Genomic DNA, 21,774 nt, shown 5'->3' on the forward strand with positions numbered 1-21,774 from the left:
GCTGCCGCCCGCCAGGCTCAACGGCTCGCCGACCTGGCCACGGCTGATCAGGAACACCAGCAGAAGCAGCAGGCCGATGATCGGCCCCGGCAGCACCGGCAAAAACAAATGGTTGATGGCGGTGCCCAGCAATTGGAACAACACCAGCCAGGTCAGGCCACGTAACAACATCCGTCCTCTCCCCCGAAAAATCGCGCCCGGCATTATAAGCATGCCAACGCTATAGACCGGCATTCGCCAAAAGCATGGTCAGTTGACCGGAGCAATTTGCCATGTTGATCTAAAGTGGTAATCCGGGAGGTCAAATCCCCCCACCTCAAAACTATAAAACCGATGAACCCAAGGAGAGTCTCAATGCCCTATGTTCCAGTTGCAGAGCTCAAAGATTATGTCGGCAAGGAACTTGGACGTTCCGAATGGCTAACTATCGATCAGGAGCGCATCAACCTGTTCGCCGAAGCCACTGGAGACTATCAGTTCATCCACGTCGACCCGGTCAAAGCCGCGCAAACGCCATTTGGCAGCACCATTGCCCACGGTTTCCTGTCGCTGTCGCTGATCCCGAAACTGATGGAAGACATCCTCATCCTGCCTGAAGGCTTGAAGATGGTGGTCAATTACGGCCTCGACAGCGTGCGGTTCATTCAGCCGGTCAAGGTCAATTCGAAAGTGCGCCTCAAGGTCGATCTGACCGAAGTCACCGAGAAGAAGCCCGGCCAATGGCTGCTCAAGGCCACCGCCACGCTCGAGATCGAAGGTTCGGACAAACCGGCCTATATCGCCGAGCCACTGTCGCTCTGCTTCGTGTAAACCCTCCCGGATGCGAAGCAGCTCACGCTGTTTCGCGACCTCTCTCTATATCTCAGTCATAGAGCTGCGGCATACTCGGTCGCCTAATTGCCCGGATCCCGCTATGCGCTCACTTGCACTCATTGCCCTGACCCTGATGCTCACCGCTTGCGGCGACAGCGAATCGCTGTTGCCGCCCGATGCGCGCCTGCCGGACGGCGGCCGCTATCGCGGAGACCTGGTCAACGGCTTGCTGCAAGGCCAGGGTCGCGTCGATTACCCGAACGGCAGCTGGTACGCCGGCAGTTTCGACAAGGGCCAGTGGCACGGCCAGGGCGAATGGCACGGCAGCAACGGCGAGCTGTATCGCGGCAATTTCAACCTGGGGCTGTTCGACGGCCAGGGCACGCTGACCACCAGCGGCAGCAGCTACACCGGCGGCTTCAAGGCGGGTCGGCGCGAAGGCGAAGGCACCCTCAAAGAAAACGGCATGACCTACCGCGGCGAATTCAAGGCCGATCAATATTCGGGGCTCGGCCGTCTGGAGCTCGAAGACGGCAGCTCGTATCAAGGCCAGTTCGCCCATGGCAAACCCAACGGCGAAGGCCAGCGTGGCGACGCCAGCGGCAATCAGTTCACCGGGCATTTCAAGGACGGTCAGCTGGAAGGCAACGGGACATTCAACAGTGCTGAAGGCGACATTTACGTCGGCAGCTTCAAGAACAACCAACTGCACGGCAAGGGCCGCTACGAAAACGCCGACGGTGATGTCTGGCTCGGCCAGTTCAAGGAAGGCTCGCTGAATGGAAAAGGCGAGTTGATCGGCGCCGACGGCAGTCACTACATCGGCCAGTTCAGCGACTGGCGCTTCACCGGTCAGGGTCGACTGAACCTTTCAGATGGCAGTTTCTACATCGGCCAGTTCGACAGCGACAGTTATCAGGGACGCGGCACGCTGGTGCTGACCGATGGCACCGTGCAGAGCGGCACCTGGGCCAACGGCCAGCGAGTACGCGATGCCGACGGCAAGCTGTTGCCCGACAGCCTTGAACTCGGCTTGCTGGCCCAGGGCCGCTTGCTCGAAGACGCGCTGGCCAATGTGCCGGCTTCGACCCCGGCGATCGAGTTGTACTCCTTGACCGTCGGCGGTGACGGCAAGCAGAGCGTGTTCCTGCGTGAATCCGATTACGTCAGCAACATGCTCACCAGCCGTTTCGGTGCGTTTGGCCAGATCCGCCTGGTGAACCATCGCGACCACCTCGTCGACCGGCCGATGGCCACCCGGGAAAACCTGCGCCGTGCAGCGCTGACGCTGGCCGAGCGCAGCGGCCCGGAAGACCTGATCTTCATCTACCTGACCAGCCACGGCACCAGCGAACACGAACTGGTGCTCGACCAGCCGCGCATGGAGCTGTCCGACCTGCCGGCCAACGAACTCGGCGCCGTGCTCGCCCCGCTGAAAAACCGCGACAAGATCATCGTGATTTCGTCTTGCTACTCCGGTGGTTTCATCCCCGCCCTCAAGGACGAACGTACCCTGATCATGACCGCGTCGCGCGCCGACCGCGTGTCCTTCGGGTGCTCGGAAGAAGCCAACTTCACCTACTTCGGCGACGCGCTGTTCGCCCAGGCCCTGAACCAGACCGACGACCTGGAACAAGCCTTCAAGCTGGCCAAGGCCTCCGTGGCCGAGCGTGAACTGGCGGACAGCTTCGAAGCCTCTGAACCGCAAATCTGGGCGCCGAAAACCGTTCTCTCCCATTGGCAGCTATTACGCAAACAGCAGGCACGAAAAGCGCTACAAAGTGTCTCTATCGACAGCAAGGACGCAAAGAGCAACTAAGCTGATCAGTATCAAGGGGGACATATTATGTACTTGACGCCTCAGCACGTATTGCTTGCCGGAGCTACCGGGTTAACCGGTGAACACTTGCTTGATCGCCTGCTCAACGAGCCCACGATCACGCGCGTATTGGCCCCCTCACGCCGGCCGCTGGCCGAGCATCCGCATCTGGAAAACCCGGTCGGCGACCCGGCGATGTTCCTGCCGCAACTCAGCGGTCGCGTCGACATCGCCTACTGCTGCCTCGGCACCACGATCAAACAGGCCGGCTCGGAAGCGGCGTTCCGCGCGGTCGACCTCGACATGGTAGTGGCCTTCGCCAAACGGGCGCGGGAAATGGGTGCGCGACACTTGATCGTGATCAGCGCCTTGGGGGCCGATCGCAGATCCTCGGTTTTCTACAACCGGGTCAAAGGCGAGATGGAGTACGCATTGCGCGCGCAAAACTGGCCACAGCTGACCATTTGTCGACCTTCGGTGTTGCTGGGTGAGCGCCTCGAACCGCGTCTGGCCGAGCAGTTCGCCGGTCCGTTGTCCCGCTTGATCCCCGGCAAATACCGCGGAATCGAAGCGTGCCAACTGGCCAGGGCAATGTGGCGACTGGCGCTGGAAGAACAGGATGGGATACGGATTGTTGAGTCGGATGAGTTGCGTAAGCTAGGCAAATAGTTCTTCGTCGTTTGAGCGGACGCCTTCGCGGGCAAGCCTCGCTCCTACAGGGTCAATGGTGAACCTGTAGGAGCGAGGCTTGCCCGCGAAGGGAACAACGCAGGTCTAAAGCCGAACGGCTACAACCCGCCAGTCGCCTGAAAACTGACCCCGATCACCGTCAACACCGACAACGGCAGCAACAACGTATCAAGCAACGCGCTGGCCGGCAGATCAACACCCGGATAGCTCGGCGCCTCAGCCCCAAAACGATCCATCGCACAGCAACCGCCATTCAGGGCGTACAAATCCAGGCGCGTGCCCGCATACACCACCGGCGCCCCCGGTTTGGCAGCATCCAGCGTGCGTGCCGTGGCGCACCCCGCCAGTTGCAGCGCCAGCACAATCGTCAGCAGCTTATTCATCGCTGGTCAGATGGTGTTCGCCCCAACGCGGCAGCATGTCTTGTGGAATGTTCAGCAGGTTGAGAATCCGCGCCACCACGAAATCGATCAGGTCATCGATGGTCTGCGGCTGATGATAGAAGCCCGGCGACGCAGGCAAAATGGTCACGCCCATGTTCGACAACTTGAGCATGTGCTCCAGATGAATGCTCGAATATGGCGCTTCACGCGGCACCAGAATCAACTGGCGACGCTCCTTCAGCGTGACATCGGCGGCACGCTCGATCAGGTTGTTGCAGGCACCGGTGGCAATGGCCGACAGCGTCCCGGTCGAACACGGCACGACCACCATCGCGGACGGCGCACCGGAGCCCGAGGCCACCGGCGACATCCAGTCTTCCTTGCCGTACACCCGAATCTGCCCGGCGGCAGCGCCGGTGTACTCGGTGAGGAAGGCCTGCATCATTTGGGTTTTCGGCGGCAGCGTGACGTCAGTTTCGGTGGCCATCACCAGTTGCGCAGCCTTGGAAATCAGGAAGTGCACCTCGCGGTCTTCGCGGATCAGGCAGTCCAGCAGGCGCAAGCCGTACTGGGCGCCCGACGCGCCAGTCATCGCAAGCGTGATGCGTTCCGGGCCGTTGTTCATTGCAGCGCCTCGGCGAGTTTGCCGTGCAGGCCGCCGAAGCCGCCGTTGCTCATGATCACCACGTGAGTGCCGGGCTGCGCCTGGCTCTTCACACGGTCGATGATGCCTTCCAGTGATTCGCTGACAATCGACGGCACCGTGCACAGCGCCGCCGTTGCGCCCAGATCCCAACCGAGGTTGGCCGGTGCGTACCAGATCACCTGATCGGCATCGACCACGCTTTCCGGCAAGCCGTCGCGGTGCGCGCCGAGCTTCATGGAGTTGGAGCGCGGCTCGATGATGGCGATCAGCGGCGCGTCGCCGATGCGTTTGCGCAAACCGTCGAGGGTCGTGGCGATGGCCGTCGGGTGATGGGCAAAGTCGTCATAGATGGTAATGCCGCGAACCTCGGCGACCTTTTCCATCCGGCGCTTCACGCTTTTGAACGCGCTCAACGCGGCGATGCCCATCGACGGAACAACACCGACATGCCGCGCTGCTGCCAGGGTGGCCAGTGCGTTGGCAACGTTATGCTGGCCGGTCATGTCCCACTCGACCACGCCTTGAGCGACGCCTTCGAACATCACTTCGAATTTCGAACCGTCTTCGCTCAGCAGTTTGACCTGCCACTGACCACCGGCGCCGGTGGTTTGCACCGGGGTCCAGCAGCCCATCTCGATCACGCGCTGCAACGCCGGTTCGGTGGTCGGATGGATCACCAGGCCTTCGCTTGGGATGGTCCGCACCAAATGGTGGAACTGCCGTTCGATGGCCAGCAGATCGGGGAAGATGTCAGCGTGATCGAACTCCAGGTTATTCAGGATCGCCGTGCGCGGGCGGTAGTGAACGAACTTGGAGCGTTTGTCGAAGAACGCACTGTCGTACTCGTCGGCTTCGATCACGAAGAACGGCGTGCCGCCCAGACGCGCCGACACCGAGAAATTCTGCGGCACGCCGCCGATCAGGAAACCGGGGCTCATGCCCGCGTGTTCCAGCACCCAGGCCAGCATGCTGCTGGTGGTGGTTTTGCCGTGCGTACCGGCGACGGCCAGCACCCAGCGGCCTTGCAACACGTGATCGGCCAGCCATTGCGGACCGGAGACGTAAGGCAGGCCTTTGTTCAGTACGTATTCAACAGCCGGGTTGCCGCGGGACATGGCGTTGCCGATGACCACCAGATCCGGCGCCGGATCGAGCTGGGCGGGATCATAACCTTGGGTCAGTTCAATGCCCTGCGCCTCAAGCTGAGTGCTCATCGGCGGATAGACGTTGGCATCGGAGCCGGTCACGTGATGGCCCAGCTCTTTGGCCAGAACCGCCATCGAACCCATGAAAGTGCCGCAGATACCAAGAATATGAATGTGCATTAGTCGACCTCGTAAAACATGGCCGCAGGTTAGCGTAGGGAGGCGAAAATCGCACCTTTGTTTCGTGTCAGCCTCTGTAGGAGCCCGGCTTGCTGGCGATGACGTCCCTGAAACCGTCATCGCCAGCAAGCCGGCTCCTACAGGTTTGCATTCACCGTGCGATGCCGTGTTTACGCAGCTTTCTATAGAGGGTGTTACGGCTGACACCCAACTGCTCGGCGGTATGGGTCATGTGCCAACGGGTTTGCTCCAGCGCATTCAGCAACGCCAGGCGCTCGGCATCATCCAGCGGATGTTCGCAAGGCGGTTCGACGGCAACAACCGGCATCGGCCTGGCCTGTCGAATCATCGCCGGCAAATCCTCCAGCCCGATCCGCCCGCCATCACACAACGCCGCCAAGGTGCGCAGCACGTTGCGCAGTTGCCGCACGTTTCCGGGCCAGGCGAAACCCAGCAACGCCTGGCGTGCGGGCTCATCAATCAGCACCGTCTCCCCGCCCGCCTCTTCCGCCAGCAGGAAGTCGAGCAACTGCGATTTGTCACTGCGTTCGCGCAACGCCGGCAACGCAATCTCCAACCCATTGAGCCGGTAATACAAATCCTCGCGGAAGCTGCCGTCCTGCACCCGCTCCAGAAGATTACGGTGAGTCGCGCTGATGATCCGCACGTTGACCGCCTCCGGCTCGCCGCCAATCGGCACCACTTGCCGATCTTCCAGCACTCTTAATAGCCGGGTCTGCAACGCCAGCGGCATGTCGCCGATTTCATCGAGAAACAAGGTCCCGCCATCCGCCTGCTGCAACTTGCCGCGCATGCCTTCCTTGCGTGCGCCGGTAAAGCTGCCGCCGCGATAGCCGAACAGTTCGCTCTCAATCAGGCTTTCCGGGATGGCCGCGCAGTTGAGCGCGACGAAGGCTTTTTCGGCCCGCTGACTGGCCTGATGCACCGCTTTGGCGAAGGCCTCCTTGCCGGACCCGGTTTCGCCATTGATCAACAGCGGCACATCCCGTTCGAACACGCGCAGGGATTTGCGGAAGTCTTCCTGCAAACCCGCATCGCCCAGACAAATGCCCGACAGGCGCGCAGGTTCGGCAACGACCCGACTGGTCACTACCGGCACCGGAATGCTGCGCGGCTGACCGCGCAACACGGCAAACAGGCCGCGCCCGTCACGTGCGCGCAACGGCCAACTGGCGCTGGCATTCACACTCGCGCGGCCCAGCAACTCATCCAGCGAGCAATCGAAAAACGCCTCGACCGGTTTGCCCAGCAGCCCGCCACGACTATGCCCCAGCAGGTTCAACGCGCTCTGATTGACCGCGCTGATCCGACCTTCGCCGTCGAACGCCAGCAGCCCTTCGCTGAACAGCCCGACGGATTCCGCCTGCAGGTGAAAACGCAGCAACCATTGATTGTCGAAGTAACGCAGGAAATAGCAGCTCTCGATCATCTTCGCCGACAGATTGACCAGGGCCATGGTGTGGAACTGACTTTGCCGCGACACCTCGTGCCGCGCCGAGGACACGTCGAGCACCGCCAGCAGTTCGCCATGCGGATCGAACACCGGGCTCGCTGAGCAGGTCAGGCCGGTGTGGCGTCCGCGAAAATGTTCGTCCTGGTGAATGGTCAGCGACTGACGCTCCACCAGGCAGGTGCCGATGCCGTTGGTGCCTTCGCAGGCTTCGCTCCAGTCGGCACCGAGCCAGAGGCCGGCGCGTTCGAAAATCTTCCGCTCGGCGGGTGCCGTCACACAATTGAGGATCACCCCGCGCGCATCCGTCAGCAGCACCGCATGACCGGCGCCGGACAGCTGCTGATGAAGACTGCTCATTTCGTTGCCGGCGATGTGCAGCACTTGCTGCAAGCGTTCGCGGCTTTCGAGGACACGACCATGCTCCAGCACCGTCGGCGCCATGGTCAGGGCCGGGTCGAGGTGATAGTCCTCAAGACAACGCAGCCAGGAACGGGCGATGGACGGATCGCTGCCGGGACCGTGCAGGTGGGATTTCCCCTGGGTCACGGTCAGCACTTGCTGGGCATGGCGACTCAAATGGTTGTCGTGCATTTCTTATTATTCTCCCCGAGAGGTTTACGCCGACCCAGTAGGAGCGAGGCTTGCCCGCGAAGAACGATGACGCGGTTTGCCTGATGCACCGCGTTATCGTTCTTCGCGGGCAAGCCTCGCTCCTACAGGGAGGTTCGAGCATCCTCCAGCCTAGCCCGCATTGCAATGCTGGCAAGACCGGTCAGTCACAGCTTGTGCCACAAGCGGTACAAACTGTCATGGGGGCTGTACCGAAAGCGTCACAGCCGCCATCCATCCGTCCGACAAAAAACGCGCAAGACCTTGATTTGCCTAGCTCACAGGGCAGTGGCCCGACCTTTGCTCTACGCTTATAGCAAGCGCACATGCGCCTCTCTAATAAGTACAAAAGCCAAGGAGAAAACACCATGCGTTACGCTCACCCAGGTACTGAAGGCGCTATCGTTTCGTTCAAAGCCAAATACGGTAACTACATCGGCGGCGAGTTCGTCGCGCCTGTCAAAGGTCAGTACTTCACCAATACCTCGCCAGTGAATGGCCAACCGATTGCCGAATTCCCGCGCTCCACGGCCGAAGACATCGACAAAGCCCTGGACGCTGCCCACGCCGCTGCCGATGCCTGGGGCGCCACGTCCGCCCAGGCGCGCTCGCTGGTGCTGCTGAAAATCGCCGACCGCATCGAGCAGAACCTGGAACTGCTGGCGATCACCGAATCCTGGGACAACGGCAAAGCCGTTCGCGAAACCCTCAACGCCGACATCCCGCTGGCCGCCGACCACTTCCGTTATTTCGCCGGTTGCATCCGTGCGCAGGAAGGCAGCGCTGCCGAGATCGACGGCAACACCGTGGCCTATCACATCCATGAACCGCTGGGCGTGGTCGGGCAGATCATCCCGTGGAACTTCCCGATCCTGATGGCCGCGTGGAAACTCGCCCCGGCGCTGGCGGCGGGTAACTGCGTGGTGCTCAAGCCAGCAGAACAAACGCCGCTGGGCATTACCGTACTGGTCGAGCTGATCGGCGACCTGCTGCCACCTGGCGTGCTGAACATTGTGCAAGGCTTTGGCAAAGAAGCCGGCGAAGCGCTCGCTACCAGCAAACGCATCGCCAAGATCGCCTTCACTGGCTCGACCCCGGTCGGCTCGCACATCATGAAATGCGCCGCCGAAAACATCATCCCGTCCACCGTGGAGCTGGGTGGCAAATCGCCGAACATCTTCTTCGAAGACATCATGAAAGCCGAACCGTCCTTCATCGAGAAAGCCGCTGAAGGCCTGGTGCTGGCATTCTTCAACCAGGGCGAAGTCTGCACCTGCCCGTCCCGCGCGCTGGTGCAGGAATCGATCTACGACGACTTCATGAAAGAGGTGATGAAAAAAGTCCTGTCGATCAAACGCGGCGACCCGCTGGACACCGACACCATGGTCGGCGCCCAGGCGTCCGAGCAGCAATTCGACAAAATCCTTTCGTACCTGGAAATCGCCAAGGGCGAAGGCGCCGAGCTGCTGACCGGCGGCAAGGTGGAAAAACTCGAGGGCAGTCTGGCGACGGGTTATTACATCCAGCCAACCCTGCTCAAGGGCACCAACAAAATGCGTGTGTTCCAGGAAGAAATCTTTGGCCCGGTGGTGAGCATCACCACGTTCAAGGACGAAGCCGAAGCCTTGGCCATCGCCAACGACACCGAGTTCGGCCTCGGCGCCGGCCTCTGGACCCGCGACATCAACCGCGCCTATCGCATGGGCCGCGCCATCAAGGCCGGTCGCGTGTGGACCAACTGCTATCACCTATACCCGGCGCACGCTGCGTTCGGTGGCTACAAAAAGTCCGGCGTCGGTCGTGAAACCCACAAAATGATGCTCGATCACTATCAGCAGACCAAAAACCTGCTGGTGAGCTACGACATCAATCCGTTGGGCTTCTTCTAACCCCGCGCGAAACCGCATAACGGCCTTCGCGAGCAAGCTTCGCTCCTACAGGATCACGCCGTACCTGTAGGAGCGAGGCTTGCCCGCGAAGGCATCCTCAAACACACCACAAATCACTGCCCTGCCGCTCTGGCACGGGCTTTGCGTGCCCGCTCCACACCAAAAATCAGTTTCCGAAAGTCCAACAGATCAAACAATAAAAAAGACAGCGAGGACTTATGACTTCTTCCACACAGCTCAAACCCACACTCGGCACCCTGCACTTATGGGGCATTGCCGTCGGCCTGGTGATTTCCGGCGAGTACTTCGGCTGGAGTTACGGCTGGGGCACCGCAGGCACTCTGGGTTTCCTCGTCACCGCCCTGATGGTGGCGACGATGTACACCTGTTTCATCTTCAGTTTCACCGAATTGACCACCGCCATTCCCCACGCTGGCGGGCCCTTTGCCTACAGCCGACGGGCCTTCGGCGAGAAAGGCGGCTTGATTGCCGGCATTGCCACGCTGATTGAATTCGTCTTTGCTCCCCCGGCAATTGCCATGGCCATTGGCGCTTATCTGAACGTTCAATACCCAGAACTTGACCCCAAGATTGCCGCCGTTGGCGCCTATTTTGTGTTCATGACGCTCAACATCCTCGGCGTCAGCATCGCCGCCACGTTTGAACTGGTGGTTACCGTGCTCGCCGTCGCCGAGTTGCTGGTGTTCATGGGCGTGGTCGCACCGGGCTTCAGCTTCAGCAACTTCGTGCTCAACGGCTGGTCGGGTTCGAACGAGTTCACCATTGCCTCAATCCCCGGCATCTTTGCGGCGATCCCGTTTGCCATCTGGTTTTTCCTTGCGATTGAAGGTGCGGCGATGGCGGCTGAAGAAGCCAAAGACCCGAAACGCACGATTCCCAAGGCGTACGTCAGCGGCATTCTGACGTTGGTGTTCCTCGCGATCGGCGTGATGGTGATGGCCGGCGGCGTGGGCGACTGGCGCCAATTGTCGAACATCAACGACCCGCTGCCTCAGGCGATGAAAGCCGTGGTCGGCAACAATTCGACCTGGATGCACATGCTGGTCTGGATCGGCCTGTTCGGGCTGGTGGCGAGTTTCCACGGGATCATTCTCGGCTACTCGCGTCAGTTCTTCGCCTTGGCCCGGGCCGGCTACCTGCCACGTTCGCTGGCCAAACTGTCACGTTTCCAGACCCCGCACCGGGCCATTCTGGCCGGCGGCGTGATCGGCATCGCGGCAATCTACAGCGACGGGCTGGTCAACCTGCAAGGCATGACGCTGACGGCAGCGATGATCACCATGTCGGTATTCGGTGCCATCGTGATGTACATCATCAGTATGCTGAGCCTGTTCAAGCTGCGTAAAACCGAGCCGAACCTGGAACGCAGCTTCCGCGCGCCGGGTTACCCGATCGTGCCGGGGATTGCGCTGTTCCTGGCGGTGGTGTGCCTGGTGGCGATGGCGTGGTTCAACCCGCTGATCGGCTGTGTGTTCCTCGGTTTCATGGCGGCCGGCTACCTGTATTTCCAACTGACCGCCAAGCAGCGCTTCGATGCGCCAGCGGATGCGATGCTCGAAGGCGCCTGAACTGCACCGGTGCCGGGCGCACGCCCTGTTTGAGTGCGCCCGTTTCCTGTAGGAGCGAGGCTTGCCCGCGAATGCGGTGTGTCATTTGCATAGATGCTGACTGACCCACCGCATTCGCGGGCAAGCCTCGCTCCTACAGGATTAGCGGCTCTGTTACGTTTTTCATAGAACCAGGAGGACACCGTGGCCACATTTGCCCATTCCATCGGCGCCCAGACCTACCGCTTTGCCAGCCTCAAAGAGGTCATGGCCAAGGCCAGCCCGGCGCGCTCCGGCGATTTTCTGGCCGGCGTCGCAGCCCTTAACGATGGCGAGCGCGTCGCCGCGCAAATGGCCCTGGCTGACATCCCGTTGACTCACTTCCTGCAGGAAGTGCTGATTCCTTACGAGACCGATGAAGTCACCCGACTGATCATCGACACTCACGACAAACAAGCCTTCGCCGTGGTCAGCCATCTCACCGTTGGCGGGTTTCGCGACTGGCTGCTCAGCGATGCCGCCGACGAACAGAGCCTGCGCGCCCTCGCCCCGGGCCTGACACCGGAAATGGCCGCGGCCGTGTCAAAAATCATGCGCGTGCAGGACCTGGTGCTGGTCGCGCAGAAAATCCGCGTGATCACGCACTTTCGCGGCACCATGGGCCTGCGGGGACGCTTATCCACCCGCCTGCAACCCAACCACCCCACCGACGAACCGGCCGGTATCGCCGCGAGCATTCTCGACGGCCTGCTGTACGGCAACGGCGACGCGATGATCGGCATCAATCCGGCCACCGACAGCATTGCCTCGATTTGCGCGATGCTGGAAATGCTCGACGCGATCATCCAGCGCTACGAAATTCCTACACAGGCCTGCGTGCTGACCCACGTCACCACGTCCATTGAAGCGATCAATCGCGGCGTTCCACTGGACTTGGTGTTCCAGTCGATCGCCGGCACCGAAGCGGCCAATGCCAGTTTCGGCATCAACCTGAACGTGTTGCAGGAAGGTTACGACGCCGGTTTGAGCCTGAATCGCGGCACGCTTGGGCAAAACCTGATGTATTTCGAGACTGGCCAGGGCAGCGCCCTGTCGGCCAACGCCCACCACGGCATCGATCAACAAACCTGCGAAACCCGCGCCTACGCGGTTGCCCGACATTTCAAACCGTTTTTGGTGAACACCGTCGTAGGATTTATCGGCCCGGAATACCTCTACAACGGCAAACAGATCATCCGTGCAGGCCTGGAAGACCACTTCTGCGGCAAATTGCTGGGCGTGCCGATGGGCTGCGACATCTGTTACACCAACCACGCCGAGGCCGACCAGGACGACATGGACACCCTGCTGACCCTGCTGGGCGTGGCCGGGATCAACTTCATCATGGGCATCCCCGGTTCCGACGACATCATGCTCAACTACCAGACCACTTCGTTCCACGACGCGCTCTACGCCCGACAAACCCTGGGCTTGAAACCGGCGCCGGAGTTCGAACAGTGGCTGGCCAAGATGGGCATTTTTACTCAGGCCGATGGCAAGATTCATTTCGGCGAGCGCCTGCCGCCAGCCTTCCGCCAGGCGATGGGGCAACTGGGATGAGTGTCGAGATGGATAAACCGCCTGTTGATTCAGAAAATCCATTGCTGGAACTGCGGCGCCTGACCCCGGCACGGATTGCTCTGGGCCGCACCGGCACCAGCATGCCGACCAGCGCACAGCTGGATTTCCAGTACGCCCACGCCCAGGCTCGGGACGCGGTGCACCTGCCCTTCGACCATGCCGGGCTCAGCGCGCAATTGGCCGAATGCGGATACGAAAGTGTGCTCCTGCACAGCGCCGCCACCAACCGCGACAGCTATTTGCAGCGCCCTGACTTGGGGCGGAAATTGAGCGATGAGTCCGCGCAAATCCTGCGCAACCATGCTTCAGCCTATCCCGGCGGCGTCGATCTGGTGATTGTCGTGGCCGATGGTTTGTCGGCACTGGCTGTGCACCGCCACACCGTGCCCTTCCTTTCGCGCATGCGAGAGCAGATCGAAGTCGATGGCTGGACGGTTTCGCCGGTGATTCTGGTAGAACAAGGCCGGGTCGCGATAAGCGACGAAATCGGCGAGTTGCTGGGCGCAAAAATGGTAGTGATCCTGATCGGCGAACGCCCTGGCCTCAGCTCGCCAGACAGTCTTGGATTATATTTCACCTACAATCCAAAGGTCGGCCTGACGGATGCTTACCGCAACTGCATCTCCAATGTGCGACTGGAAGGCTTGAGTTATGGCATGGCGGCACACCGCTTGCTTTATCTGATGCGCGAAGCCTGTCGGCGACAGTTGTCGGGGGTCAACCTGAAGGACGAAGCGCAACTTCAGACGCTGGAATCGGACGCCGGTGCGGACATGAAAGGCAATTTCCTACTGAGCCTGCCGGATGCCTGAACCGTTTCCGCATTGCGTTTCTGATTCGATTTCAGGCAGGATCGAAACACGGCTGCCCGAGTGAAGAACCGTTCGCCGTCAGAGCACGTGAAGACAGCCACTTGAAGACGAGACCTATCGATGCGGATTATTCAAGCGACCCTCGAACACCTGGACCTGCTGACCCCGTTGTTCGTCAAATATCGCGAGTTTTATGGTTCCCTGCCGTATCCGGACTCGTCCCGGGCGTTCCTTGAGAAACGCCTGCGTCGCAAGGAATCGGTGATCTACCTGGCCCTGGCCGATGACGACGACAAGAAGCTGATGGGTTTCTGTCAGCTGTACCCGAGCTTTTCGTCGCTTTCGCTTAAACGCGTGTGGATCCTCAACGACATTTATGTCGCCGAAGACGCCCGCCGGCAGTTAGTGGCTGACAACCTGATGCGCACCGCGAAAAAAATGGCCAAGGAAACCAATGCCGTGCGCATGCGCGTTTCCACCAGCAGCGACAACGAAATCGCACAGAAAACCTACGAATCCATCGGATTCAAGGAAGACACAGAGTTCAAAAACTACGTGTTGCCGATCAGCGACGAGCTTTGATCTGCACCGCGTACCTGTAGGAGCGAGCCAGCTCGCGATGGTCGTCAACGATAACGCGAGAAACCTGACACCCCGTGGCGCTCACTCGTCCTTCGCGAGCTGGCTCGCTCCTACAAAAAAAGCAGACCGCGCCGCCGGTCTTGCGCGACACTCCTCGCTACAAACTCGACGCGCTTTTCACTTCTCAGCTCGTATAATGCCGACCTTTCCGGCTTGTAAGAAAAACTACACTCGTCTGTAGCCTTACGCGAAGTCATCCGCACAGGCCTGCCGAGTCGGGCCGTCACCACAGGTGCCTCCATGGATTTCAACCCGCTCGACCTTATCCTGCATCTCGATGTTTACCTCGACTTGCTGGTAAACAACTACGGGCCATGGATCTACGCCATCCTGTTTCTGGTGATCTTCTGCGAGACCGGCCTGGTGGTGATGCCTTTCCTGCCGGGCGATTCCCTTCTTTTCATCGCCGGTGCCGTGGCGGCCGGTGGCGGCATGGACCCGGTATTGCTCGGTGGCCTGCTGATGCTGGCGGCGATCCTCGGGGACAGCACCAACTACATCATCGGACGAACGGCGGGCGAGCGACTGTTCAGCAACCCGAACTCGAAAATTTTCCGCCGCGATTACCTGCAACAAACCCACGACTTCTATGACAAGCACGGCGGCAAAACCGTGACCCTGGCGCGCTTCCTGCCGATCATTCGCACCTTTGCACCGTTCGTCGCTGGCGTGGCGAAAATGCCTTACCCGCGTTTCTTCTTTTTCAGCGTCCTCGGGACCATCCTGTGGGTTGGCGGTTTGGTGACCCTCGGATATTTCTTCGGCAACGTACCGTTCATCAAGAAAAACCTGTCGCTGCTGGTGGTGGGCATCATTCTGCTGTCACTGGTGCCGATGATCATCGGCGTGATTCGCAGCCGCTTCGGCAGCGCCGCTTCCAAAGCCGAACCACACTGAACGATGTGGTCGCTCAGCGCCTGGCGTCGCCGGCGCATCCTGGCCAGGCACCCGATTGCCGACGATATGTGGCAGCGGGTGCGCCATCACCTGAGTTTTCTCGACGGCATCAGCGCGGCTGAGGACCAGTGGTTGCGCGAAGCCTGCGTACTGTTTCTCGACGACAAGCACCTGACCGCCCTGCCCGGCGTCGAACTCCATCAGGAGCAGCGTTTGCTGCTCGCCGCCCAGGCGCAATTACCGTTGCTGAAGCTGGGCGATCTGAACTGGTATCAGGGTTTTCACGAAATCGTCCTCTACCCCGACGACTTCCTCAGCCCGCAGCGCCATCGCGACGCCAGTGGCGTTGAACACGAGTGGGACGGCGAACACAGCGGCGAAGCCTGGCAGCAAGGCCCGATCATTCTGGCCTGGCCCGGCGTGATGGCCAGTGGTGGCTGGGAAGGCTACAACCTGGTGATCCACGAACTCGCGCACAAGCTCGACATGCTCAACGGCGACGCCAACGGCCTGCCGCCGCTGCATGCCGACATGCGCGTCAGCGACTGGGCCAGGGTCATGCAAGAGGCCTACGACGACCTCGACGGGCAACTGGAGCGCAACCTGGACGCCGAAACCGCCATCGACCCCTACGCCGCGGAAAACCCCGCCGAGTTCTTCGCGGTCACCAGCGAATACTTCTTCAGCGCCCCGGATTTGCTGCATGAGGCTTATCCACAGGTGTATGAGCAGTTGAGGCTGTTTTACCGGCAGGATCCACTGGCGCGTCTGCGGCAACTTCTGGCCGAGAACCCTGTCTATCAGGCACACGACTAAGGTCTACACGACCTCTGATCCGTAGCGTGATCGGCGGAATATGCCTATAATCGCCGCCACTTTTTGGTCAATCCGGCCAAGTGTTTTTGGTCAACTAACGGGGGCACCGCCCAATGAGCTACAGCAAGATTCCGGCTGGCAAAGACCTGCCGAACGACATCTACGTCGCGATCGAGATTCCGGCCAACCACGCGCCGATCAAATACGAAATCGACAAAGACAGCGATTGCCTGTTCGTTGACCGTTTCATGGCCACCCCGATGTTCTACCCGGCCAACTACGGTTACATCCCGAACACCCTGGCTGACGACGGTGATCCCCTCGACGTGCTGGTCGTGACCCCTTACCCGGTTGCTCCAGGTTCCGTGATCCGTGCTCGTCCGGTCGGCATCCTGAACATGACCGACGACGGCGGCGGCGATGCCAAAGTCATCGCAGTCCCACACGACAAGCTGTCCCAGCTGTACGTCGATGTGAAGGAATACACCGACCTGCCAGCCCTGCTGATTCAGCAGATCGAGCACTTCTTCGCGAACTACAAAGATCTCGAAAAAGGCAAATGGGTGAAAATCGAAGGCTGGGCCGGTGCAGACGCCGCCCGCGAAGCGATCACCAAGTCGGTTGCTGCCTATAAAGGCTGAGACGCCACTGGCCTTGCGCCACTGACGACTTGAAAAAACCCCGGTTGATCCGGGGTTTTTTGTGCGCGCAGAAAAGCTTTTAAACGTGCCGTTTAACCATCCGGCGATTCGGTTTTTTCTTGTTTAATTTTGACTCGATACGTCTTACATCCGGTCTTAAATTTCCCTCGTATTTTGAACGGTTCGTTTATTCAAAGCCTCGCCATACGCCCGTAAACTCGTGCCCATGAAGAAAAAAAACACTAGCGGTCCACGGTTTAAAGCGCTCCTCAAAGTAGCGAACATCACGACGACCGGATTCGCCGAATACCTCGGCACGGCGCCGCAAAACGTCCACAATTGGTACACCCGCGGTGTGCCCGATCACTGCATGGAAGCCGTCGCCAGAAAACTCTCGGTCAACAGCGAGTGGCTCAAATATCTCGAAGGCCCGAAAGACGCCAAACACCTGAGGCTCGTCAGCGACACCGGCAATACCTTCGACGCCCAGGCCCTCCGCGGCATCTACACCGTCATCGAACCCACCGATGTCGAATTGCCCTTTTACAAAGAAATGCCCGTCGCTCCCGGCTCCAGCAAAACCCACGTGGTCGAGGACAGCAGCCACCCCATCCGCCTCCCCCGCAGCCACCTCGACTCCTTGGAAATCAACCATGCGGATGCCATCTGCGCCTACATGATCGGCAACAGCATGGCCGAGAAAATTGAAGACGGCTCAACCATCGCCATCGATCGCGGCCTGACCCAGATTGTCGATGGGGAAATTTATGCGATCGAACACGACGGGATGCTGCGCATCAAGTACCTGCACCGAATGCCAGGCAATGGATTGCGCATGCGCAGCCACAACAGCGCCGAGTACCCGGATGAGACTTTCAGGGCCGCGCAAATTGAAGAGCAGAACATCCGGGTATTGGGGTGGGTGTTTTGGTGGTCGACGCTGAATAAGCGTCGCCCGCCCATTCCGTTCCTGTAACACCGCGCCGCCCCCTTCGCGAGCAAGCCCGCTCCCACAGGGATTGCGTAGAACCTGTGGGAGCGGGCTTGCCCGCGAAGGCGGTGGAACATTCACCTCAAAATCCGGATCAGCTACCCGATACCAAGCAACTAACAGCTCTACCCCGCACACCACACTGGGAATTCCCCAAAAAAATCAGTATGCTGCGCCCCACATTTGCGCATCGACCCGCCCCGCGGCTCCGATCGCACCGACAAGGCAGATGATTTTCTCGCCGAGTCCCACAGCCGGACGCAAGATCCGGGTGTACGTTTTGAAGGCTGGCGCGGTTTACCAAAAATGAACCAAGCCAGTCCCCGAGAAGCCGGCCACAAGCCGGCTTTTTAATGCCTGCTGGAAGTCACTCGCACTTCTTAATCCCTCTGCTTTTGCCAGCCTTTTTTCCGCTCATTGAGCAATAACGGCCTAAAAGTAAGCAGCTTCGCTTTCTTTTGAAGGAAAGATCCTTGGAAGCCCAACCTGCTTGTGCCTGACAAATGGGCTGACTAATCTTCGACCGTCACTACTGACCTCTAAACCGACATAGCGGCAAACGCGGCGAAGGTCGCGACGAAAAAAATTACCAGGGAAAAAAAGCATGAGCGACACCCCTGTCAGCCTGAGCATGCCACCCGAAGGTTATGGCGATTGGCTGGCCGACCTCAAAGTCCGAATCCATTACGCCCAACAGCGCGCCACTCTAGCGGTGAACCGCGAACTGGTGCTGCTCTACTGGCAGCTGGGTCACGATATTTTGTCCCGGCAAGCACAGCAGGGTTGGGGGGCCAAGGTGATCGACCGCTTGGCTCAGGATTTGCGCGCAGCCTTTCCTGATATGAAGGGGTTTTCTCCACGCAATCTCAAATACATGCGTGCCTTTGCAGAAGCGTGGCCGGACAAAGAATTTGTGCAAGAGGTGCTTGCACAATTGCCTTGGTATCACCAGATAGCGCTGCTGGACAAACTGTCTAGCAAGGAAACCCGCTACTGGTATGCCGCGCAGGCCATCGAGCACAACTGGTCGCGCAATATTTTGGTGATGCAGATCGAGACGTGTCTGCTGGAGCGCAGCGGCAACGCAGTCAGTAACTTCGATAGCCACTTACCCAAACCGCAGTCCGATCTGGCTCGCGAATCACTGAAAGACCCTTACCGTTTCGACTTCCTCGGCCTGACTCTTGATGCCCAAGAGCGCGAGATCGAAAACGCTCTGGTTAAGCATGTCACCGACTTCTTGCTGGAACTGGGTGCAGGCTTTGCCTTCGTCGGCCAGCAAGTGCTGCTGGATGTAGGCGGTGACGAGTTCTTCATCGACTTGCTGTTTTATCACCTCAAGCTACGTTGCTATGTGGTAATCGAGCTGAAGTCTGGCAAGTTCAAGCCCGAACATCTGGGTCAACTGAGTTTTTACCTCACCGCAGTGGATGCTCAACTCAAGCACCCGCAGGACGGCCCAACCATCGGCCTTCTGCTATGCAAGAGCAAGAATAAGGTAGTGGCCGAATATGCCCTGCGTGATAACGCCCGTCCCATCGGCGTGGCCGAGTACCAATTGGTGGAATCCCTGCCGGCAGAGTTGCAAACCAGCCTGCCTAGCATTGAACAGATCGAGCGCGAGCTGGCAAGTGAGGGCTCATCCTTCGAGGACGATGCGCAATGAGGGAACAAACACTGCGAATGCGGTGTTTGAGCATCACGGATAACTAAACCCCTTAACCAACGTCAACTCCCCCACCGCCCGCATCGGCACCAGAAAAGTCTCCATCTTCTCGTTCGGCGTCCCCTCCTCCGTAATCACCGTCACCTGCGCCGTGGTCAGCGGCTGAACCGCATCCTCCTGCCCTTCTTCATCACTCCGATACCCGCCCCCGAAGTAGTTCACGTAAACGAGATACTGCCCTTTGATCGGCGCCGGCATGGCGAAGATTTCCGGCCCATACCCCGTCGTCACGTCCACATCCAGCGCCGCGCCATTGGGCGCAACACGATCGCCATACCAGATGTGCGCGCCATCGGGCGTGATGAGGTGCAAGTCCAGATCCGTACCATCGCTGTCCCACGCCAACAACACCCGCAATTTCGCCGGTGTCGCACCGCCACTTGCATTGAGGAACTGTGTGCGATGCCGTTGTTGGCCATCGGGGCTGCGGACTTCGACGCTGTTGCTGCCGCTGGGGAAGGAGAACGGTCGGTCAAAGCGGCCAGCGGGATCGATCTTCAGCGGCATGCTGACGCCGTTGACGATCAACCGGCCCGGTTCAGTGGACTTGGGGGTGGCTTTGATCTGGCCGGTGATGCGTGCGGTGTTGGCTTGGCCCACCGGCGTGTTCACTGAGGAGGCCGGGTAGTTGACGGTCTGGCGGAAGTTTTCGCCTTCGCCCTCGGCCGCACCGGTGCGCCAGCCGCCGACGGGGGTGTCGAGTTTGACGGCGCTTTCAGCCGCAATAACCGTCGGCAACACGCAAACAGAACAAAGGAACAGGAAGACCTGTGGATAACGGAGTTTCATGGCCTATTCCAGCAAGAGGTGGCGGGCGAGCCCTTCGATGTAGGTTTCATCCTGGCCGTTGGGGTGTGCTTCGAAGGCCAGGTGCAGGTATTCGTGGGTCAGGTCGAGGCGGTCTTGCAGCGACAGCACGCCGCGCACGTAAATGCGCTGACGTTCGCGGTCGACGTAGGGGCGGCCGAAGGCCAGGCGGCAGACGGCGAAAGTGCTGACTTCGTTGTAGCCGGTTTCGTTTTCGAGGCGTTGGCGCCAGCCGCGGCGTTGGGTTTGCAGCCAGTCTTGGGCGGCGGGCAATGCTTCGCAGGAGGCGACGGGGTTGTCCCAGCGGCTGAGGCTCGCGCGCGGGTAGGCGTGCAGCAGGATGGCGTCGTAGCGCTGGCCTGCGTTGGCTTGTTCGACGGCGTGCTGCCAGGAGAGTTTGTCCGGGCCGGGTTGGTCGGAGTGATAGGTGACGGTGCTGCCGGCGAGTACCAGGTCGCTGGTCCATGCGGCGATGTTGCGTGATTCGGCGGTGGCCGGGCGTGGGGCGACGCGTTGGCGGCTGCTGCTGTCGTCGATGCTCAGGCAGTCGCCGTTTCGGGTGGCGTTTTGCAGCAGGTAGGTGCGGATGGCGATGGCCAACGCTTTAGCGGCTTCAGCAGGCTCGGGTTTGGCTTCTCGTTGCAGGACGCGAGCGACATATTCTTCGCGGTCCAGACGGGCGATCAATTTATCGCCCACCAAAAACAGTTCTCCGTCGCTGTGGATATCGAGTTGGTTGCCATTAGAAAACTCGACGCGAAAATCGCCCTGCAGTGGTCCGGAAGAAACAACACGATCCCCCGCCAGAATCCGCCCGATCGGATAACGAGAAAACAGACCGACTTCGACGCAGCGCCCCGCATCCAGAGGCCAATCAACCGGCAGCACCGAAGCCAACGCCTCACCATAATTGCGCAGCACCATTTGACTGGTCCCGCGTCCACCCGCCCAGATCGGTGTGCCATCGGCCAGCCAACCGGCAAACCCACCCTGGCGCGACGATGGATCCTGATCACCCAGCCAGCTCCAGGTTTTCACCCGCAATCGGCCACCGAGTTCGCCCACGACATTGCCGTCGGCGGCATTCAACACCACATCCAGCAACACTCGCCGCGCCTGATCCTGCGCGGGCATCACGGTCAGCACTTTAAGCAATTCAACCACCGACACTCGCGTGGATGGCTGCAATGAAGGCAAGTCCAGCAACCACTCCGGTGCCTGCCGTGCCTGCCAATACGTGCGCCAATCCGCGCCAGCAATGCCCAATCGCGCAGGCTCAAAGTACAAGCCACACGACTTCACCAGCGCCTGATCGCGCTCAATCTTGCCGCCTGCGGTGCAGCAATAGACTTCTTCTTTAGACTGCCCGCGACACTCATACGCTGGCTCACGGGCGCCGGTTTCCACCAGCCAGCCGTACACGAACAACTTCCACAGACTGCCCAATGGCGTTTGCAAATCCGAAGGCAACGGCTCGCGAGCAATCACCTGAGTCCGGCTCAACGACAGCAATTCACCCTTGAAGCCCAGACGCAGCGGCTCGTCCTGCGCCGTCGCCAGCGCAGGGGTCAAACACAGCAGCCACCAAAGCAAACGCCGGGTCATG

At 60.0% G+C, this 21,774-nt stretch carries 19 protein-coding genes and 1 pseudogene; 13 read left to right on the forward strand and 7 right to left on the reverse strand.

What is annotated here, in order from left to right:
* Positions 1-171, reverse strand: a pseudogene (locus tag PMI32_RS00235) (CidA/LrgA family protein); the annotation flags it as partial.
* A 183-nt stretch (positions 172-354) separates the two neighbouring features.
* Here PMI32_RS00235 and PMI32_RS00230 point away from each other — a divergent pair.
* The 3 genes from PMI32_RS00230 (at position 355) to PMI32_RS00220 (ending at position 3,301) form a co-directional block, all read left to right on the forward strand.
* Positions 355-810 (forward strand): MaoC family dehydratase, encoded by a 456-nt coding sequence (locus PMI32_RS00230; RefSeq protein WP_008035756.1) that lies wholly within the window; start codon positions 355-357, stop codon positions 808-810.
* A gap of 103 nt (positions 811-913) precedes the next feature.
* A complete protein-coding gene (locus PMI32_RS00225; RefSeq protein WP_008035757.1) occupies positions 914-2,632 on the forward strand; it encodes a C13 family peptidase in 1,719 nt (572 codons plus the stop codon).
* 27 nt (positions 2,633-2,659) lie between these two features.
* Positions 2,660-3,301, forward strand: coding sequence for an oxidoreductase (locus PMI32_RS00220; RefSeq protein WP_008035759.1), 642 nt, complete (start codon positions 2,660-2,662; stop codon positions 3,299-3,301).
* Positions 3,302-3,420: 119 nt separating this feature from the next.
* Here PMI32_RS00220 and PMI32_RS00215 read toward each other — a convergent pair whose 3' ends face one another.
* The 4 genes from PMI32_RS00215 to PMI32_RS00200 all read right to left on the reverse strand — a co-directional run bounded on the left by PMI32_RS00215 (position 3,421) and on the right by PMI32_RS00200 (position 7,741).
* Positions 3,421-3,705, reverse strand: a complete 285-nt coding sequence (locus PMI32_RS00215; protein WP_008035760.1) for a YceK/YidQ family lipoprotein — start codon at positions 3,703-3,705, stop codon at positions 3,421-3,423.
* Complete coding sequence (ubiX, locus tag PMI32_RS00210; protein ID WP_008035761.1) at positions 3,698-4,330, reverse strand: flavin prenyltransferase UbiX; 633 nt, start codon at positions 4,328-4,330, stop codon at positions 3,698-3,700. Before ubiX ends, PMI32_RS00215 begins: the two co-directional genes overlap by 8 nt.
* The gene (mpl, locus tag PMI32_RS00205; protein WP_008035762.1) at positions 4,327-5,676 is read right to left on the reverse strand and encodes a UDP-N-acetylmuramate:L-alanyl-gamma-D-glutamyl-meso-diaminopimelate ligase; all 1,350 of its coding nucleotides are present in this window, start codon (positions 5,674-5,676) and stop codon (positions 4,327-4,329) included. Before mpl ends, ubiX begins: the two co-directional genes overlap by 4 nt.
* Before the next feature lie 151 nt (positions 5,677-5,827).
* On the reverse strand, positions 5,828-7,741 hold the full coding sequence (locus tag PMI32_RS00200; protein ID WP_008035764.1) for a sigma-54-dependent Fis family transcriptional regulator: 1,914 nt from the start codon (positions 7,739-7,741) through the stop codon (positions 5,828-5,830).
* Positions 7,742-8,127: 386 nt separating this feature from the next.
* Between PMI32_RS00200 and exaC the strand changes: the two genes are divergently transcribed.
* The 10 genes from exaC (at position 8,128) to PMI32_RS00150 (ending at position 19,301) form a co-directional block, all read left to right on the forward strand.
* Positions 8,128-9,648 (forward strand): acetaldehyde dehydrogenase ExaC, encoded by a 1,521-nt coding sequence (gene exaC, locus PMI32_RS00195; RefSeq protein WP_008035766.1) that lies wholly within the window; start codon positions 8,128-8,130, stop codon positions 9,646-9,648.
* Positions 9,649-9,866: 218 nt separating this feature from the next.
* The gene (eat, locus tag PMI32_RS00190) at positions 9,867-11,237 is read left to right on the forward strand and encodes an ethanolamine permease (protein ID WP_008035770.1); all 1,371 of its coding nucleotides are present in this window, start codon (positions 9,867-9,869) and stop codon (positions 11,235-11,237) included.
* Positions 11,238-11,420: 183 nt separating this feature from the next.
* On the forward strand, positions 11,421-12,815 hold the full coding sequence (locus PMI32_RS00185) for an ethanolamine ammonia-lyase subunit EutB (protein ID WP_008035777.1): 1,395 nt from the start codon (positions 11,421-11,423) through the stop codon (positions 12,813-12,815).
* 8 nt (positions 12,816-12,823) lie between these two features.
* Entirely contained in the window at positions 12,824-13,648 is an 825-nt protein-coding gene (gene eutC / locus PMI32_RS00180) for an ethanolamine ammonia-lyase subunit EutC (protein WP_177318901.1), read from the forward strand.
* A gap of 120 nt (positions 13,649-13,768) precedes the next feature.
* A complete protein-coding gene (locus tag PMI32_RS00175; RefSeq protein ID WP_008035780.1) occupies positions 13,769-14,230 on the forward strand; it encodes a GNAT family N-acetyltransferase in 462 nt (153 codons plus the stop codon).
* A gap of 300 nt (positions 14,231-14,530) precedes the next feature.
* Complete coding sequence (locus PMI32_RS00170) at positions 14,531-15,187, forward strand: DedA family protein (RefSeq protein WP_008035782.1); 657 nt, start codon at positions 14,531-14,533, stop codon at positions 15,185-15,187.
* A gap of 3 nt (positions 15,188-15,190) precedes the next feature.
* Positions 15,191-16,003: a M90 family metallopeptidase gene (locus tag PMI32_RS00165; RefSeq protein ID WP_008035784.1), complete on the forward strand. Its 813-nt coding sequence runs from the start codon at positions 15,191-15,193 to the stop codon at positions 16,001-16,003.
* A gap of 113 nt (positions 16,004-16,116) precedes the next feature.
* Positions 16,117-16,644, forward strand: coding sequence for an inorganic diphosphatase (gene ppa / locus PMI32_RS00160; protein WP_007990564.1), 528 nt, complete (start codon positions 16,117-16,119; stop codon positions 16,642-16,644).
* A gap of 226 nt (positions 16,645-16,870) precedes the next feature.
* Positions 16,871-17,620, forward strand: a complete 750-nt coding sequence (locus PMI32_RS00155) for a S24 family peptidase (RefSeq protein WP_008035786.1) — start codon at positions 16,871-16,873, stop codon at positions 17,618-17,620.
* A 619-nt stretch (positions 17,621-18,239) separates the two neighbouring features.
* On the forward strand, positions 18,240-19,301 hold the full coding sequence (locus PMI32_RS00150; RefSeq protein ID WP_008035788.1) for a PDDEXK nuclease domain-containing protein: 1,062 nt from the start codon (positions 18,240-18,242) through the stop codon (positions 19,299-19,301).
* Between the two features lie 33 nt (positions 19,302-19,334).
* Here PMI32_RS00150 and PMI32_RS00145 read toward each other — a convergent pair whose 3' ends face one another.
* Both PMI32_RS00145 and PMI32_RS00140 read right to left on the reverse strand, forming a co-directional pair.
* Entirely contained in the window at positions 19,335-20,150 is an 816-nt protein-coding gene (locus PMI32_RS00145) for a YfaP family protein (protein ID WP_008035790.1), read from the reverse strand.
* Between the two features lie 3 nt (positions 20,151-20,153).
* The gene (locus PMI32_RS00140; protein ID WP_008035792.1) at positions 20,154-21,773 is read right to left on the reverse strand and encodes a DUF2300 domain-containing protein; all 1,620 of its coding nucleotides are present in this window, start codon (positions 21,771-21,773) and stop codon (positions 20,154-20,156) included.
* Position 21,774: the final 1 nt, after the last annotated feature.

The organism is Pseudomonas sp. GM60, from assembly GCF_000282415.1.
GTDB classification, from domain to species: Bacteria; Pseudomonadota; Gammaproteobacteria; order Pseudomonadales; family Pseudomonadaceae; genus Aquipseudomonas; species Aquipseudomonas migulae.